Source organism: Flavobacterium omnivorum (genome assembly GCF_900099915.1).
Lineage (GTDB): Bacteria > Bacteroidota > Bacteroidia > Flavobacteriales > Flavobacteriaceae > Flavobacterium > Flavobacterium omnivorum.
This window is the reverse complement of record NZ_FNDB01000018.1, coordinates 37,922-56,382: the sequence shown is the minus strand read 5'-3', so window position 1 is coordinate 56,382 and position 18,461 is coordinate 37,922. Positions and strand designations below refer to the sequence as shown.

The window sequence follows — 18,461 nt, the reverse complement described above, 5'->3', positions numbered from 1 at the left end:
AGGTTAAAAAAACAGATAGTAAAATTTAATGCTATTAGTTGGATGATTAATGCTATTCTAAAGATAAATAAGAAGCTAACTTTGAGTAAATCTAAAAATAAAACCAAATGGATAACGTAGTGCAAAGACCTGAATTTAAGGCAAAATATGATAATTATATCGGCGGGAAATTTGTAGCACCAATAAATGGTGACTATTTTGACGTCGTTTCTCCTATAGATGGAAAAGTTTTTACGCAAGCTGCTCACTCTAGTAAGGAAGATGTAGCTTTTGCTGTAGACAAAGCTTATGATGCTTTTCAAACTTGGGGAAAAACCTCTGCTACGGAACGCAGTAACTTATTGAATAAAATTGCTCAAGTTATCGAAGATAATTTGGAATACATTGCCACAGTTGAAACTATAGATAATGGAAAAGCGATACGGGAAACTTTAGCTGCAGATATTCCTTTAGCCATTGACCATTTTCGCTATTTTGCTGGTGTAATAAGAGCCGAGGACAGTTCAATTGCCGAATTGGATTCGCAAACTGTTTCTATAGCTTTAAGTGAGCCTCTAGGAGTAATTGCCCAAATTATTCCTTGGAATTTTCCAATTTTAATGGCAGTTTGGAAACTGGCTCCAGCTTTGGCGGCAGGAAATACGGTGGTACTAAAACCCGCAGAAAGTACTCCAATTTCTATTTTAGTATTAATGGAATTGATTGGGGATATTCTTCCTCCGGGAGTTATAAATATTGTGAATGGTTTTGGGGCCGAGTTAGGTAGGGCTTTGGTAACTAATAAAAAAGTGTCAAAAGCAGCATTTACTGGTTCGACTCCTACAGGTCGTCTAGTTATGCAATATGCTACTGAAAATATTATTCCAGTTACATTAGAATTAGGCGGAAAATCACCTAATATTTTCATGGAATCTGTTGGTGATGCTGATGATGATTTCTTTGACAAAGCAGTTGAAGGTGCTGTGATGTTTGCTCTAAACCAAGGTGAAATATGTACTTGTCCTTCCAGATTATTAGTACACGAAGCAATATATGATAAATTTATTGCCAAAGTTATCGAGAGAACTGCTGCTATTAAAATGGGAAATCCGTTGGATAGAACGACGATGATGGGTGCGCAAACCTCTTTGGTTCAAAAAGAAAAAATACTTTCCTATATTAAACTAGGAAAAGAAGAAGGAGCTGAATTATTAACAGGAGGGGAAGAAAATCGCATGGAAGGGGAATTAGCAGGAGGGTATTATATCAAGCCGACTCTTTTCAAAGGACACAGCAAAATGCGTATTTTTCAAGAAGAAATATTCGGACCTGTTTTAGCTGTTACCACTTTTAAAACCACCGAAGAAGCGATTGCTATTGCAAATGATTCAATGTACGGTTTGGGAGCTGGACTCTGGACACGAGATGCACACGAAATTTATCAGGTTCCAAGAGCCATTCAAGCGGGTCGTGTTTGGATAAACCAATACCACTCTTATCCTGCTGGAGCTCCTTTTGGAGGATATAAACAGTCTGGAATTGGCCGTGAGAATCATAAAATGATGCTAGCACATTATCAACAAACAAAAAACATGCTGATTTCTTACGATAAAAAGAAATTAGGTTTCTTTTAGAATGAATCATTAATTGAAAAAGGAAAGTGGAAGAGCTTTCCTTTTTTTTTAAAATCTGTAGATTATGTTACCAAAAACAATGAGAGCTGCAGTGATTAGGGAATTTGGGTCACTTTTAAAGATTGAAGAAGTAGAAGTTAATCGTCCTGGTCGAAATGAAATTTTGATTTGTCTATTTTTGATACGGTATTAAATAGAATTACAATTAGGGGTTCTATTGTAGGTACTCGAAAAGACTTAGAGGAAGCGATTCAATTTGCTGTAGAAGGAAAAGTCAAAGCAACCGTTACATCAGCAAAGTTAGAAGATGTAATTGATGTTTTTGAAAAAATGAAAAAAGGACAAATTGAAGGGCGTGTTGTACTTGAAATTGCCAAGCAATAATATAAATTAATAAAACAGAAAATTTGTGTTCGCATAAGTTTTCTGTTTTTATCAATACCTATAAAAAGATGATAAAGAGAATTGATGCCACCGAAAAGGCAATAGCATTAATAAAAATTTTGCAGGCAAAACATGGAGACTTAATGTTTTATCAAGCGGGCGGATGCTGTGAAGGAACACAACCACAATGTTTTGAAAAAGGAGGTTTTTATCAACGACTGGGCGATGTATGTATTGGTTTAGTCGAAAACACCGAGTTTTGGGTAGACAAAGATTTATTTGAATACTGGAAACATGCACATTTTACTTTAGATGTAATTGATGCTTTTGGAGTAGGAGGATTTTCACTAGAAACCCCGTTAAAAAAAACATTCCGAATTGAATATCGGATTTTTACTCCAGAGGAAGAACAATCGCTTGAACCTGTTACTTTTATTGAATAATTTAATTTACGCACAATAACTGGTATTGTTTGGGCGTAATACCTTCATGTTTCTTAAATAAGCGAATAAAGTAATTACAATCCTCAAAACCAGACATGTGACAGACTTCATTAATTTGTATTGTAGGATTTTGGAGTAATTGTTTAGCACATCTCATTTTTTCATTAATTACAAATTCAATTGGACTCATCCCTAATTCTTTTTTGAAAAAGCGATAAAAAGAAGTTGTGCTCATGCATGCTTTTTCACTCAAATGTTTCATGTTAAAGTTTTCTTTCAAATTCAAACGGATGAATGCTACAACATCGGTAATAGGATTCTTTGGATCTATAAAGAGTCCATCTTCAATTGCTTTGACAGTTTGAGTTTGAATAATGCGAATCAATAATTCCTGCAAAGTCAAGTCGGCCAAAACATCCTTGGTTATTGAGGTACTCATACATTCTTTTATCAGTTTAGTAATGGTTGTGGCTAATGCTGCATTGTTATAAAAGAAATAGTTTTGGTAATTCAATTGCCAGAATTGGTCATTTCCCTCTTTTGGATAGCGCTCATTCAAAAATTGTAATGTATCAGTTATTTTTTTTTGGTCTATCGCCAAAGCCAAACATTGGGTAGGATTGTTTTTAGAAGCCTCTGGAAAATCAATTTTCATTTCTACATTCGAAGGAATCACTACAGTTTCTCCTGGTAGATATACAAAGCTCGGATCGTCAAAAAGGTGCATTACTTTTTTGCCTCGCAACATGCTGGTTACTACTAAATCATTGAATTTTAAAGGAACTAATGTCGAAGATTCGTAGGTTTCAAAAAGATTGAGTTCACAATGGTTCAAGGAATAAACAGTTCTATTTTCTACTAATGTTTTTAACGATTTTTCGTTTGAGAGGTGCGGAGGTTGTATAAAAGCGCGGTTACTATTCATAGATTTAAACTTTAGAAAGTCAAAGTTTAAATTTAATGAAAATAATTAGAATGATAGGGGTGTTTAACAAAATTTAAATTAACTCCTCAATATGTTTTTTAATGTTTTCTGCCATTTTCCTAGTTGGTAAATCATTGGCATCAGTTCCAAACGGATCTTCGATTTCTTCAGCAATGAGCTCTAAACTCGCTAAAACATAAAAAATAAATACGACTACTGGAATTACATAATAACCAAGGCTAAAGACATATCCAAAAGGCAAAGTAAGAACATAAATAAAAATAAATTTTTTTATAAAAGCACTGTAAGAATAAGGTATAGGCGTGTTTTTTATTCGTTCACATGCCCCGCAAATATCTGTAAAAGATTGTATTTCAGTATTTAAAATAATCAATTGGTCTCCTGTAATTTTCTTGGAAACATATAAATCATTAATTTTTTGAAATAATATTTTGGCTACTTGATTGGGCTTGTGTTTGTGATGATCAATTTCTAAATCGACATCATCAAACAATTGTCTTCCCGTATCGCTATCATTTAGATGTTCATGTAAAATGGAGGCATAACTGGGAATCACTTTCCGAAAAAAATTACGATCTTTTTCATCCTGCAATATGATTGATAATTTGATCGCTAAATTCCGACTGTTGTTTACTAATCCGCCCCATAATTTCCGGCCTTCCCACCATCTGTCATAGGCAGTGTTAGTACGATAAGCTAATAATAAGGAGATTACGAAACCTAACATTCCGTGCATTATTGAAATATTTTTGACATGGCTACTATCTGGTAAATGCCAATATTCAATCTCTAAATAGCCAATTCCACCAGAATAAATTCCGATAATAACCATCATTGGTATTAGTTTTCGAAAGGTGTCCCCTTTGCTTAATTGGAAAATAAAACTGATCCAGTCTTTGGGATTATACGAAGTCATTCTAAATTTTTATTTACAAAAGTATATTAAAAAATTAAATTGCCAGCTAATTCACGAAGTGCAATTTCAGATAATTTACCTTGAAATTGAGCGTTGCTGTAGCGCACTTTGGCATTAACATAATTCAATTGTGCCGTTCTGAATTCTAACGTGGTAATGGTTCCAATTCGAAATTTATCTAAAGTAATATTTAAATTTTGTTTGGCAATTGACTCATTTTTTTCTTCTAAACCAATCAACTCTAAATTAGTCAAATACGTTTGGTAAGAGGTAGATAATTGTGAATTTAGTGCTAAATTTTGCTGATCTATGCTCATTTTAGAATTTTCAATAAGGATCTTGGCGATTTTTTCATTTCGATTTTGTGCAAAGCCATCGAATAGATTCAAAGAAGCACTAAAACCATAATTAAAACCTCTGGATTGGGATTGCGTTACAAAACCAAGACTAGATTGACTTTCTGAAAAATTGTAGGCAGTATTTACTCGAATTGTAGGATAACGAGCCGCTTTAATTTGCTTTAATTCTAATTCCGCCACTTTTTTATTAATAATCTGTGCTTCTAATTGAGGATTTTGGCTCTCCGCTAAAGCTTTGAGTTCTGGTAATAATAATAGGGAATCAACTTCTAGTACATCAATCACTTTAAAATCGGTGGAGACCTCTCTAGCCATTAACTGATTTAGTAAGATTTTGCTATTAGCATACAACTCTTTTTGTCTTAGCAAGGCTACCTGATCTGTATTCAAATCTACTTGTGCATTCAAAACTTCTAATTTAGATGCTTTTCCAATGGTAAATCTATTTTGAGCCAATGTCAAGCGCTGGTTGGAAATGACGATGGTTGTATCCAATGCCGCCAACTGTTGTTGTTGTTGTACTAAATCGTAATAGGCTGCGTTCACATCGCTAATTCTTGTTATTAAGGTCAGCTTTAATTGTGTTTCGCCTAACTTTTGTAATTCTTTCAGCTGATCCATTCTGGCAAACATTCTTAGTCCGTCAAAAATAGTCCAATTCAAGCCAACACCGTAGGTCAAATTATTATTTTTGGCATTATCTAACTCATTTTCAGTACCATCCTGACGTGTTTGAGAACTATTCTGAATACTGTTATTATCTAAAACATTTGCGGTAACAGTGGGTAGCATTCCAGCATTTCCTATGGCTACGTTTGTTTTTTGAATGGTCAAGTTGTTGGTAGCAATTTTTATTTCATAATTGTTTTCCAAGGCAATTTTTACCGCACTTTCTAGTGTTAAGACTTCTTGTGCATTGGTTTCACTTACACAAAAAAAGAATAAGATAAAGCTTTGCAATAGTATTTTATAGTGTGTCATATTTTTATTTTTTGACAGGGATTATTATTGTAAATGATTTATAATCCCATACATCAGGGTTCCATTCAAATTATTTAACTTCTTTCTCATATTCTTCAATATGGTCAAATTCAGGATAATGTTTACGAGCTTTCGACCACATTAAATACATGGCTGGTATGACAAATAAAGTTAAAACTAGCGAGAAAATAGTTCCCCCAACAATAACAACTCCCATTCCAATTCTACTAGTTGAGGCAGCTCCTAAGGATAAAGCAATAGGCAACGCCCCCAGCGAAATTGCTAAACTTGTCATTAAGATCGGTCTCAATCTCGCTTCTGAAGCTTCTAAAATGGCTTCTAATTTTGGTTTTCCTTGTTCTCGAAGTTGGTTTGCAAATTCGACTATTAGGATTCCATTTTTGGTTACCAATCCAATAAGCATTACAGTTCCAATTTGACTGAAAATATTCCACGTTTGGTCAAACAACCACAAGGAGAATAATGCTCCTGCAACTGCCATTGGTACTGTCAGAATAATAATGAAAGGGTCAATAAAACTCTCAAATTGTGCTGCCAAAATTAAAAATATTAGCAGTAAAGCCAATCCAAATGCAAAGGCAGTATTCGAACTACTTTCGACAAAATCCCTTGATTCTCCCCCTAAATCTGTTGTAAAAGTATCATCAAGAACTTTGGCTTTTATTTCGTTCATCGCATCAATTCCATCGCTGATACTTTTGCCTGGAGCAAGACCTGCAGAAACAGTTGCGGCCATATAACGGTTGTTGTGGTATAGTTGCGGCGGATTACTTTTTTCTTCGATGCTCACCACGTTATCCATTTGGATCAATTGTCCCATATTGTTTTTTACAAACATCGAGGTTAAATCCAGTGGTTTTGAACGGTCTTCTTGGTCAAATTGTCCAATGACCTGATACTGTTTTCCATTTCTCATAAAGTATCCAAAGCGTTGTCCACTCAAGGAAAGTTGTAAGGTTTGTGCAATGTCAATCACGGATATTCCCAGACTTTCGGCTTTTTCTCTATCAATGGTGACATTAACTTCAGGTTTGTTAAATTTTAAATTTACATCACTAACTGCAAAGGTTGGATTCTGAGCCACCTCATCCATAAAAAGAGGAATTTTTTCTTCTAGTTTTTTAAAGTTGGGTGCTTGTATAATGTACTGGATTGGTAACCCACCGCGTCGATTTACTGCGATGGTTGGTTGCTCAATAACAGAGGTTTTTGCATCGGGATATTGCTTAGTCCAATTGGTTAATTTCTCTGCAATTTCTTTTTGTGAATCGGTTCTTTCATTGGGTTGAACTAATGATACGCGTATAAAACCACTGTTTACAGAAGAGGATCCAAAACCAGGGGAGGTAATTACTAAAGCTACTTTTTTTCCGGGAATAGAGTCATCTACTAATTTTGATACCTCTTGCATGAAGCGATCCGTATATTCATAAGAAGATCCTTCTGGTGTGGTCATTCGCAATACAAAACCACTGCGATCATCATACGGTGCGGTTTCTTTTTGTAAAAGGTTAAAAAATAAATAGATTAACCCAAAACAAGCAATAAGAATAGGGAAACTCAACCATTTCTTTTTCATAAAACTGCTCAAGGAACTGGCATATCCGCTATTTAATTTTTGAAAATAAGGTTCTGTTCGAATGTAGAATTTGGATTTTTTTTGTTCGCCACCTTTCATGAGATAAGCATTTAACATTGGAGTTAAGGTCAACGATACAAAAGCCGAAATCAAAACGGCAGCACCAATGACGACTCCAAATTCCCTAAATAAGCGCCCGACAAATCCTTCCAGGAAAATCACAGGTAAAAATACCGCTGCTAAGGTGATTGAAATTGAAATTACGGCAAAAAATATTTCATTAGATCCTTTGATAGCTGCCTCGATGGGCGTCATACCTTCTTCCACTTTTTTGAAAATATTCTCGGTAACTACGATTCCATCATCAACCACTAATCCCGTTGCCAAAACAATAGCTAATAATGTCAATACATTGATGGAAAAACCAAAAAGCCACATGATGAAGAACGTAGCAATCAATGACACTGGAATATCAATTAAAGGTCTAAACGCAATAGCCCAATCCCTGAAGAATAAGTAGATAATCAAGATTACCAAAACAATAGAAATTCCTAATGTTTCCGCTACTTCAATTACTGATTTTTTTACAAAAATAGTATTATCAATAGCGATATTCAGCTTAATATCTTTTGGTAAATCCTTTTTTAATTTTTCAAATTCTTTATAAAAAGCGGTCGAAATATCTAAATAATTGGCTCCCGGAAGTGGCACAATGGCAACACCAACTAAAGGTGTTCCGGATTGCGTCATTTTAGTTTCTGTGTTTTCAGGTCCAAGGATTGCGGTTCCTACATCACTAAAACGCACCACTTTTTCATCTTCAGCACGAATTATAATATTATTAAATTCGGCAGCAGTAGAAAGATTCCCCACTGTTTTTACCGTTAATTCGGTATTATCACCAGTCAGTTTTCCGGACGGTAATTCAACATTTTGCTTGTTTAATGCATCTCGTACTTCAGAAACGGTACAACCATAAGAAGCCAGTTTTACTGGATCAATCCACAACCGCATTGCATATCTTTTTTGACCCCAAATTTGGACACCACTCACACCAGGTATGGTTTCAAGCCTTTGTGAAATGACATTTTCAGCATAATCACTAAGCTCTAATGCATTTCGTGTATCACTTTGAACAGTCATCGAAATAATGGCATCGCCATTGGCATCCGCTTTCGAAACTACTGGAGGAGAATCAATATCTTGAGGAAGGTTTCTAACGGCTTGTGATACTTTGTCGCGGACATCGTTGGCTGCATCCTCCAAATTTTTATCCAAATTAAATTCAATCGTAATGTTGCTGCTTCCTTGTGCGCTGGAAGAGGTCACATTTCTGATTCCGTCAATGGAATTGATCGCTTTCTCAAGAGGTTCTGTAATTTGGGATTCGATTATATCCGCATTTGCACCAGTATAATTGGTACGAATGGAAACCTGCGCAGGATCAATTGATGGAAACTCTCGAACGCCAAGAAAGGTGTATCCAATTAAACCAAACAAAACGATGGCTAAATTGATTACTATGGTAAATACAGGTCTTCTAATACTTGTTGTGGATAAACTCATTTAGATTTTAGATTTTTAATTGCTGATTATAGACTTTAAATTGCTTTGCAGGAACATAATATCTTAATCTATTTAATTGTAACAGTTACAGGAGTTTCGTTTTTTAACGACATGACACCACTGGTAATTACTGTATCTCCTGCCTTTAAACCAGAAAGAACCAAAATGGTAGCATCTGTTCTTGTTGCCGTTTCTATCATTATTTCTTTGGCTTGACCGTTAGAGGAAATGAAAACTTTTTTACCGTTTTGTATCGGGATAATGGCTTCAGTAGGAACTACAATAGCATCTTTTATAATGTCTAAAGGCAATTCGACATCTGCAAAAGTTCCTGGTAATAATTTACCTGTTTTATTATCTGCAATGGCACGAACTTGTAATGTTCTTGTTGCGATGGCTACTTCTGGTTCAATAGCGTACACTGTAGCGCTAAATTTTTCATCAGAACCTGCCACTTTAAAGGTGAGTGTCGTATTCGTTTTTACTTGGCTCGCATATTTTTCAGGTATCGAAAAAGTGATTTTTAGTTTTCCAGTATTTACTAATTTTGCTACCAATATCGCAGGTGTAATATAAGTTCCAGGTGAAATAGAACGCAATCCAATTCTACCAGAGAATGGTGCTCTAACAGATGTTTTTGCAATTTGCGCCTTTATCAATTGGCTTTGGGCTTGTGCCGATTTTAAGTCGGCTCTTGCTAAATCGTACTCTTCCTGACTGATGGCTTCTTTTTGCAAGAGCAGTTTGGCTCTTCTTGCGTTTTCCGAGGCTAGTCCCTCTCTGGTAGAAGTTTGTCTCAACTGCGCTCTTAACTCTAGGTCATTTACCTTAAAAAGTACTTGTCCTTTACTCACGTTACTTCCTTCCTTAAAATAAATACCTTCTACAATTCCAGAAACTTCACTTCGGATTTCAACTTGTTCATTCGCTTCAATAGAACCAGAAAGGGATAAATTATTATCAAAAGTTGCCGGTGTTGCCACAATTCCGTTTACGCTGATGGATTTGCCTTTTCCTTTGGAATCTTTAGCATCTCCTTCGCCACTTTTATTTTCTGTTATTCTGTAACCAATAAAGCCAATGATTCCAATAGTCAACAAGGCATAAACGAAGTATTTAATTTTCATAAGTGTAATATAAAGTAGGATTAGGTTTCAGTATATATAGTTAAAAACAAATTTAGGTTTTAGAAACGATATTTGTGATCATGTTGCTTTTTATTTAACGTTTGTACATACAAATATTTAATTTCGATAGGTGATTTGATGTAAAATAATAAAATCATTGACTATAGGACTCCAAAAAATAGCATTAGTTTAATCGACAATTGAAAAATAGTTTTTCCAAAAGGACTTATTGTAAAAATGAAACCAAATAAACGTATCAATTCATCTAAGCTAAACCTTATGTTTTTAAAAAATAGTTGCTAGACGAAAATTAACTAATGTAATTCCAAATGTTTTTCTTTTTAGTCATTTCGATAAAAATAGCTCTTAAAGCGGCATGTTCTGGTTTTTGCATTCCTGCATCTTCCTTAAGTAATTTTAGAGCATAGTTTCTGGCTAGAGCCAAAGTGTCTCTGTCTCGAACTAAATCTGCAATTTGAAGGTTTAGCACGCCGCTTTGTTGCGTTCCCATTAAATCACCTGGACCTCGAAGCTTCAAGTCGACTTCGGCAATTTCAAAACCATCATTGGTTTGTACCATGGTTTCCATTCGGGTTTTACTATCGGAACTCAATTTATGACTGGTCATTAAGATACAATAGCTTTGTTCTGCTCCACGACCCACGCGACCTCGAAGCTGATGCAGTTGCGATAATCCAAAACGTTCCGCACTTTCGATAATCATCACACTGGCGTTAGGAACATTCACACCAACTTCAATTACGGTTGTGGCTACCATAATATTGGTTTTTCCTTCCGAAAAGCGCTTCATTTCTGCATCTTTTTCTGCAGGTTTCATTTTTCCGTGAAGCATAGAAATCGAATAGTGTGGCAACGGAAAATCTCTGGAAACGCTTTCGTAACCGTCCATCAAATCTTTGAAATCCATTTTTTCCGATTCCTGAATTAAAGGATACACAATATAAATTTGGCGTCCCAAAGCGATTTCGTCCCGAAGGAATTTCCAAACCTTCAGTCGGTTGCTGTCAAAACGATGTACGGTCTGAATGGGTTTACGTCCCGGAGGCAATTCATCAATCACTGAAATATCTAAATCCCCGTACAAACTCATTGCTAATGTTCGGGGAATAGGCGTGGCGGTCATCACCAAAACATGTGGCGGAATCATATTTTTCTTCCATAATTTAGAGCGTTGTTCCACTCCAAAACGGTGTTGTTCATCAATTACGGCTAGCCCTAAATTCTTAAATTTTACTTTATCTTCCAATAAAGCATGTGTTCCAATGAGAATATGTAACGTACCGTTTTCCAGTTCTTCATGGATTATTCTGCGCTGTGCAATTTTAATAGAACCCGTTAGGATTCTGATATTTATATTTAGTGTTTGTGCTAATTCAGATAAGCCAATAAAATGTTGGTTTGCTAAGATCTCCGTAGGCGCCATCAAGCATGCTTGGAAACCATTATCAAGCGCCAAAAGCATACTCATAAAAGCTACAATAGTTTTTCCGGAACCTACGTCACCCTGCAGTAAACGGTTCATTTGGGCGTTGCTGCCCATGTCGGTTCGGATTTCTTTGATTACTCTTTTTTGAGCATTGGTCAACTGAAAAGGCAAATGATTTTGATAAAAGTCATTAAAATAGTTACCGACAATAGAAAATGGGTGTCCTTTTATTTTGTGTTTCCTAATGAGATTTTTTGTAATTAATTGCAATTGGATAAAAAACAATTCTTCAAATATTAATCTGAACTTAGCTTTCGCCAAAACTTCAGTGCTTTTTGGAAAATGAATACTGAATAAAGCAGCTTTTTTAGGAATCAGTTTCAATTCGTTGATTAAATAATCCGGTAATGTTTCCGCAAACAACGCTTGTGTTTCCAGAAACAATTGCTGCATCATTTTATTAATCACTCGATTTGAAATACCACGATTAGTCAAGGTTTCGGTCGAAGGATAAACGGGTTGCATGGCGGAACGCAAGCTTTTTTCATGCTCGCTCATCAACTCAATTTCCGGATGTGCCATATTGAATGTACTTCCAAAAGAAGTACATTTCCCAAAAATAACGCAGATTTCATTAAGCTTTAAGCTCTCCCGAATCCATTTGTGGCCTTGAAACCAAACAAGTTCCATTTGACCTGTATCATCCACAAAAGTTGCTACCAATCGTTTTTGGTTTCTGCCAAATTCTACGGTTTTAATATTAATAATTTTACCTATGATTTGAACCTCAGCGATATTATTTTGCAGTTCGTTAATCTTATAATACCGCGTTCGGTCAATGTATCGGTTGGGGAAAAAATTAACCAAATCCACATACTTATAAATTCCCAATTCTTTACGTAGCAATTCGCCCCGGTTGGGACCAACGCCTTTTAAATATTCTATAGGAGTAAGGAGGAGGTTGTTAACAGACATTTTAAATTATTTGGAAAACTGCACAAAGAACTACACTTTTAAGTCAAAATTATTCTTTCTTGCAAAATACGAAGATAGTTTTTTGTTTGCAAAATAGAAAATCACAATGGATCAAAAAATAAGGTATTGGCAGTAACAATAGAGTCAAAATAACGTAAATCAATTCAATTACCGTAAAGTACTTTTTTCTTAGTAGCAATTCTCGCTATCCGTTTCAAGCTTTGAAGTATCAAACCTTTTTTCTAGGTTAGGGCAGGAGCTTCCTACGGTCGCTCTACCACAACCAGAAAAAAATGGTTTTCACCTCGCAAAGGCTTTCCACTGCTATCAAGGCTAAAAAGGTGAAAAACTAGAAAGAACTTTTGGATCTAAGGAATCTATTTTTTAGGGTCTATACTACCAGCGATTCCCCCGGAATGTCAAACGTTGCTTCGTTTGTTCCCTCATAACTTATATGTACTGATATGCTTATCTATCTAAAAAACAGATTTATAAATCTTATTTCTATCTCTCTGAGACTTTCCGAAAGAAAAACTTAGATGTCTTATATGTTTAAAAGAAACCAAACTCAATTAGTAGCGATTCCTTTGGAAAGACAACCGTTGCTGTATTTGTCTGAGTTTAAAACTTAGATGCACTAATATGCCTTATATATTTAAAAAACAGCTTAGTGAATCTTATTTTTTCTCAGTGAATCTTTGTGAAAGAAAAGCTTGCATCTGTTATATCTTGAAAAAATAATAAACCTAATTAGTAGCGATTCCTTTGGAAAGACAATCGTTGCTGTATTTGTCTGAGTTTAAAACTTACACGCACTTACATGCCTTATATGTTTAAAAAACCAGCTTTAAGTATCTTCTTTTTTTTTCTCTTAGACTTTCCGAAAGAAAAAGTTACATATTTTATATCTTGAAAAAAGACCATGAGACAAAAACCACCACGAGTTAAATTTATATTAATTGTAATCAATTAAATTGCACACAATACAATTAAAACTATCTTTGTACCATAATAAACAAACCATGAAAGATCAACTACACATCAGCGAGCAAGTTTGTTTTCCTGTTTACGCCTTGGCAAAGGAAATCATCAATCAGTACCGTCCTTTGTTAGAGGCGCTAGAGTTGACTTATCCGCAGTATTTAGTCATGCTCGTTTTATGGGAACACGAAGCGCAAACTGTTAATCAGCTTGGTGATAAACTAAAATTAGACAGCGGAACGCTTACTCCATTATTAAAACGAATGGAAACGAAGGCATTTGTAACCCGAATCAGAAGCACGATTGATGAAAGAATCGTCAACATCTCGTTGACTGAAAAAGGGGTAGCACTAAAAGAAAAAGCAGCTTGCATTCCGAAACAGTTAATGGAAGCTATGAATGTTTCTGCGGAGGATTTATTAATCTTAAAAAACATAATTACTAAAATAACAAAAAAATAAAGATGAAAACATTGTATACCACACAAGCTACTGCAACAGGCGGTAGAAACGGAGAAGTAAAAAGCGAAAACGGAATTGTAGCACTAGAAGTACGATATCCAAAAGCGTTAGGCGGAGCCAATGATGATTATGCCAATCCAGAAATGCTTTTCGCCGCAGGTTATTCGGCTTGTTTTGATAGCGCCTTGAATTTGGTAATCAAAAAAGAAAACATTCAAACCGGTGAAACAACCGTAACCGCAAGTGTAAGCATTGGACAAAATGACGCAGGAGGTTTTGGTTTGGAAGCCACTTTGCACGCTACTATTCCCGGAGTAACACTAGCAGTAGCGCAAGAGTTAATAGAAAAAGCGCATCAAGTGTGTCCTTATTCTAATGCGACGAGAGGAAATATGTTAGTTACACTTACTGTTTCAAACGACTAATTTACTTATTAAAAAAATAAAAATACACAATGGCTTTACTAGAAGATTTAAACTGGAGACACGCTGTAAAAGCATATGATGCTACCAAAAAAGTAAGCAAAGAAGCTATTGATAAAATTGTAGAAGCGGCGCGTTTGGCACCTACTTCTTCAGGATTACAACCTTTTCAAGTGCTTGTTGTTGAAAACCAAGATCTAAAAGAAAAACTGGTTAAAGGAGCACTAAATCCAGAATGCATGAGAGATTGTTCTCATGTTTTGATTTTTGCAGGATGGGACCGTTACACGGCTGAGCGCATTGATAAAGTGTACGATTACACTACAGCAGAGCGCGGTTTACCACAAGGGCGTTTTAATAGCTATACGGATATGCTTAAGAAAATGTATCTCGCACAACCTGCCGAAGAAAACTTCGTGCACATTGCCAGACAAACTTACATTGCTCTTGGTCTTTCTTTGGCGCAAGCTGCTGAACTAAAAGTAGACAGCACCCCAGTGGAAGGATTTGATAACAGTGTGGTTGACGAAATCTTAGCACTAGATAAATTAGGTTTAAAAAGTGTTTCGCTAATGTATGTTGGCTACGCCGATACACCAAACGATTGGATTGCTCCAATGAAAAAAGTGAGAATACCTAAAGCGGAATTTGTAGTAGAGTTTAAATAATATTTGTAACTACTGCAGTTTGTTGCTAAGTTAAGTTGCATTTTAGTAGTTAAAGCCTCCACCAAAACAATGTTTTGGTGGAGGCTTTCTTTTTAACCGATTACAGGAAACTATAGAGATTAAGGTAATTTTTTTTTCTACAATTCAGATTCTAAATTTTTTTAGAATTTATTTTAATGTAAAGTGTTAATAAGACTAAAATTGCCTCAAAACGCAATACCTTCGCAAAAATAAAAAGCTTAAAAATGACAACTCATCTCGCATTACTTCGTGGCATCAACGTTTCTGGGCACAGTATGATAAAAATGGAAGCGCTTAAAACGATTTTGGAAGCCATTGGCTTTCAAAATGTGCAAACGTATATTCAATCCGGGAATGTTTTTGTGGATACCGAAGAAGAAAATGGAGCTGCCGTCGGATTCAAAATAAAACAGGAAATTTTTAAAGCTTTTGGCCATGAAGTACCTGTTGTGGTAATTGGTTCCGCAGATTTAGAAGCGTGTTTCAAGAACAATCCTTTCTTAAAGGAAAAAGATAGTGATACTAAGAAGTTGTATGTTGCTTTTATTTCAACCATGTTGCAAAGTACGAGTATGAATGATTTGAAAATTAGCCAATTCAAACCAGATGAAGCAAGTATTGACGGCAATAAAATCTTTATAAAATATGCTGTTGGCGCTGGAAAAACTCGATTTGATCAAAAATACATCGAGAAAAAACTGAATGTTATTGCAACAATCCGAAATTGGAATACAGTGACACAATTGCTGAAAATTTACGAGGAAAGATAATAAGACTTCTAGTCTGGTTCAACCGCTAATTCGCAAATTATAAATGGTATAATCCATCTTAAATTTGCGAATTAGCGGTATTTTTTTAGAGTCTAACAAAGATTTTTCAGACTCTATTTTAGCTTTAGAAAAAATATTTATAATTTGACGCAACCTTTTGCAAGAAGTAGCATCTATAATATATATATAATCGAAGTCAAATACTGTTTTACAATTTTAGTTAAAAAGTAAATTATAAGTGCTAGTTAAAACATTTTCATAAGGTTTAGTTTTGGTTAATTTTAGGATTATGAAGCACTTTTGCCAAAGAGTATTCAGAAGTTGTAAAAACTTCTGGTGCTCTTTTTCTATTTTTAATCGAATAGTAGAATCAGTCTTTCAATAAAAAAATAGTTAGTACGCACAAAAAAATTATATTTACGTACTAATTAATGCTATCAAAATCTTTTATTTATTTTGCAAAACCCTAAAATGTAGCGCCATGAATTTAAAACTTTCTTTTGTTTTTACCATCTTTTTTAGTTGTGTTTCCATAGCGCAAAACGGAAATCCAAACGATTATTTGTCTGCTCAATTCCATAAAGAACGCAGAGAAGCCTTGCGTGCCAAAATGCCTCAGAATAGTGTAGCGGTATTTTTTGGAAATCCTATTCGGAATCGAGCCAATGATGTGGATTTTATCTACCATCAAGATCCGGATTTTTATTATTTAACAGGATACAAAGAACCTAATTCAGTACTAATTGTTTTTTCGAACAATCAAACCAATAAAGGCGGAAAGTCATTCAATGAATTGCTCTATGTTCAGGAAAAAAATCCAAGGGCAGAGCAATGGACAGGAGTCCGCTTAGGAACGGAGGGCGCCATAAAAGAGTTGGGTTTTGATACTGCTTTGAATGGAGCAGCGTTTTTAAATTCGGGTATTGATTATGCAAATTTTGATACTGTTTTCTTTAAGGAATTTGAAGAAGACACTCGAAATTCGAAAAATGAAAAAGCCGATTTATATAAATTAATTAGTGCTTTTAAGTCACAAATTGGCTACAGCGAAAAAGAGAGACCACAAATGGATTCGAATGTTCAAAACGAAATGAATACAAAAAAAAGTGTCACTTCAAAAAAGGCTACACTAAATACCAAATCGATTTTGACCTTTATGGCGAGTTTGCGTGAGAAAAAATCTAAAGAAGAGTTGGTTTTATTGACTAAAGCGGTTCGGATTTCGGCAATGGGACAGCGTGAAATCATGAAAGCGATGCATCCCGGAATGTCGGAAACGGAAATACAGGGAATTCATGAATTTGTCTACAAAAAGTACGGCAGTGAGTTTGAGGGTTATCCATCAATTGTGGGCGCAGGAAATAATGGTTGCGTATTGCATTATATTGAAAACAGCAAAACGAAAGTCGGAAATGAGTTGGTTTTAATGGATTTAGGTGCTGAATATCATGGGTATACTGCTGATGTAACCCGAACCATTCCAGCTAACGGAAAATTTTCTACGGAGCAAAAACTAATTTATGATTTGGTTTATGAAGCGCAAGAAGCTGGTATTGCTGTTGCAAAAGTGGGGAATAGTTTTAATGCGCCGGATGTTGCTGCACGCAAAATAATCAGTGCTGGCTTAGTGAGACTAGGAATTGTTAAAACGGAACAAGAATCCAGAAAATATTTTCCTCACGGAACTTCGCATCACATTGGGTTAGATGTTCACGATCCCGGTTTGTATACTGTTTTTGAAGCAGATATGGTCGTGACCGTAGAGCCTGGAATTTACATTCCAATAGGTAGTGATTGTGATAAAAAATGGTGGGGAATTGCGGTGCGAATTGAAGATGATATTTTAATTACAACAAATGGACCGGTAAATTTATCATCGGAAGCACCAAGAAAATCAAATGAAATTGAAGCACTTATGAGTGAAAAAAGTGTTTTAGATACTTTTTCTGTGCCAAGTTTAGAATAGTATATTTTACTATTCCATACAAATAGAACTCCGTTGTCTTATTGATTTCGGAGTATTTTGTTTAAATTATTTACCAACCAAATCACAATACCAAAACCCAAAATTAAACACATCGGATGCACTTGTATCGCAAGCAGTATCGGATGAATCTTCTTTTTCTGGTTTTTCGTATTTTCGATAGACAACTTCTCCAATTTCAAATTTGATGGGTTTGGAAAAAATGGGACCGTCAAAAGTGAAGGTGTGGAATTCGCCATTTTCACCACAAACATCTACATCGTCTGGTAAATCATTTATGAAATCCTGATCAATGATGCGACCAACAAAGCTTTTATCTAAATGACGTTCGTTGACACAAACCACAATTGTTTTAAAACCTAAACTTAAAAATTCCTGAATGATTTCGTGAGTTGGGATTTTCCAAAGCGGGAAAATGCCTTCGAAACCTATTTCGGATAATTTATCTTCACGGTATTTACGCAAATCTTCCAGAAAAATATCTCCAAAAATAGAATGGGTGACACCATGATTTTTTAATTTTGCCAATGTTTTTCGCATTACATCTTCGTAGGCCTCCATAGTTGGCATTTCAGGAATTTGCATGATTTCAAGTGGTAATCCAATGCTTTGGGCTTGTTGTTGTAATAATTCAACTCTAACTCCATGCATAGAAACACGTTGATGCTGTTGGTTTACACTGGTTAATAAACAAGAAATTTCAATTTCTGGATTTTGTAGGCTTTTATATAAGGCTAGTGCAGAATCTTTTCCGCTGCTCCAATTAAATAGGGCTTTCTTTTTCAATGTAATTTACT

15 protein-coding genes are annotated in these 18,461 nt (G+C 35.3%); 8 read left to right on the top strand and 7 right to left on the bottom strand.

Translation table 11 applies throughout. The features are described from left to right. Positions 1–107 precede the first annotated feature (107 nt). The 3 genes from BLS90_RS14050 to BLS90_RS14040 all read left to right on the top strand — a co-directional run bounded on the left by BLS90_RS14050 (position 108) and on the right by BLS90_RS14040 (position 2,440). Positions 108–1,613 carry an aldehyde dehydrogenase family protein gene (locus BLS90_RS14050; protein ID WP_091258734.1) on the top strand — a complete coding sequence of 502 codons (1,506 nt, stop codon included), beginning with the start codon at positions 108–110 and terminating at the stop codon, positions 1,611–1,613. A 168-nt stretch (positions 1,614–1,781) separates the two neighbouring features. Beyond that, positions 1,782–1,997 carry a hypothetical protein gene (locus BLS90_RS14045; RefSeq protein ID WP_245705118.1) on the top strand — a complete coding sequence of 72 codons (216 nt, stop codon included), beginning with the start codon at positions 1,782–1,784 and terminating at the stop codon, positions 1,995–1,997. Between the two features lie 68 nt (positions 1,998–2,065). After that, entirely contained in the window at positions 2,066–2,440 is a 375-nt protein-coding gene (locus tag BLS90_RS14040) for a DUF779 domain-containing protein (RefSeq protein ID WP_091258732.1), read from the top strand. A gap of 1 nt (position 2,441) precedes the next feature. On the opposite strand, the gene BLS90_RS14035 is transcribed toward BLS90_RS14040, so the two are convergent. From BLS90_RS14035 to recG, 6 genes are all read right to left on the bottom strand, one after another. Further along, the gene (locus BLS90_RS14035; protein ID WP_073353206.1) at positions 2,442–3,365 is read right to left on the bottom strand and encodes an AraC family transcriptional regulator; all 924 of its coding nucleotides are present in this window, start codon (positions 3,363–3,365) and stop codon (positions 2,442–2,444) included. A gap of 73 nt (positions 3,366–3,438) precedes the next feature. Continuing rightward, positions 3,439–4,302 carry a bestrophin family protein gene (locus BLS90_RS14030; RefSeq protein WP_091258729.1) on the bottom strand — a complete coding sequence of 288 codons (864 nt, stop codon included), beginning with the start codon at positions 4,300–4,302 and terminating at the stop codon, positions 3,439–3,441. A gap of 26 nt (positions 4,303–4,328) precedes the next feature. Then, positions 4,329–5,642: a TolC family protein gene (locus BLS90_RS14025; RefSeq protein ID WP_091258727.1), complete on the bottom strand. Its 1,314-nt coding sequence runs from the start codon at positions 5,640–5,642 to the stop codon at positions 4,329–4,331. Positions 5,643–5,712: 70 nt separating this feature from the next. Next, positions 5,713–8,808 carry an efflux RND transporter permease subunit gene (locus BLS90_RS14020; RefSeq protein ID WP_091258726.1) on the bottom strand — a complete coding sequence of 1,032 codons (3,096 nt, stop codon included), beginning with the start codon at positions 8,806–8,808 and terminating at the stop codon, positions 5,713–5,715. Positions 8,809–8,876: 68 nt separating this feature from the next. Further along, on the bottom strand, positions 8,877–9,935 hold the full coding sequence (locus BLS90_RS14015; RefSeq protein WP_091258724.1) for an efflux RND transporter periplasmic adaptor subunit: 1,059 nt from the start codon (positions 9,933–9,935) through the stop codon (positions 8,877–8,879). A 310-nt stretch (positions 9,936–10,245) separates the two neighbouring features. After that, positions 10,246–12,357: an ATP-dependent DNA helicase RecG gene (recG, locus tag BLS90_RS14010; protein ID WP_091258722.1), complete on the bottom strand. Its 2,112-nt coding sequence runs from the start codon at positions 12,355–12,357 to the stop codon at positions 10,246–10,248. Positions 12,358–13,379: 1,022 nt separating this feature from the next. Here recG and BLS90_RS14005 point away from each other — a divergent pair. The 5 genes from BLS90_RS14005 (at position 13,380) to BLS90_RS13985 (ending at position 17,646) form a co-directional block, all read left to right on the top strand. After that, positions 13,380–13,799 (top strand): MarR family winged helix-turn-helix transcriptional regulator, encoded by a 420-nt coding sequence (locus BLS90_RS14005; protein ID WP_091258720.1) that lies wholly within the window; start codon positions 13,380–13,382, stop codon positions 13,797–13,799. 2 nt (positions 13,800–13,801) lie between these two features. Further along, positions 13,802–14,224, top strand: a complete 423-nt coding sequence (locus tag BLS90_RS14000) for an organic hydroperoxide resistance protein (RefSeq protein WP_091258718.1) — start codon at positions 13,802–13,804, stop codon at positions 14,222–14,224. 29 nt (positions 14,225–14,253) lie between these two features. Further along, a complete protein-coding gene (locus tag BLS90_RS13995; RefSeq protein WP_091258716.1) occupies positions 14,254–14,889 on the top strand; it encodes a nitroreductase family protein in 636 nt (211 codons plus the stop codon). A gap of 245 nt (positions 14,890–15,134) precedes the next feature. Beyond that, a complete protein-coding gene (locus BLS90_RS13990; protein WP_091258714.1) occupies positions 15,135–15,680 on the top strand; it encodes a DUF1697 domain-containing protein in 546 nt (181 codons plus the stop codon). A gap of 481 nt (positions 15,681–16,161) precedes the next feature. Beyond that, positions 16,162–17,646, top strand: a complete 1,485-nt coding sequence (locus BLS90_RS13985) for an aminopeptidase P N-terminal domain-containing protein (RefSeq protein WP_091258711.1) — start codon at positions 16,162–16,164, stop codon at positions 17,644–17,646. Between the two features lie 66 nt (positions 17,647–17,712). On the opposite strand, the gene BLS90_RS13980 is transcribed toward BLS90_RS13985, so the two are convergent. Continuing rightward, positions 17,713–18,450 carry a Dph6-related ATP pyrophosphatase gene (locus BLS90_RS13980; RefSeq protein ID WP_091258709.1) on the bottom strand — a complete coding sequence of 246 codons (738 nt, stop codon included), beginning with the start codon at positions 18,448–18,450 and terminating at the stop codon, positions 17,713–17,715. Positions 18,451–18,461 lie beyond the last annotated feature (11 nt).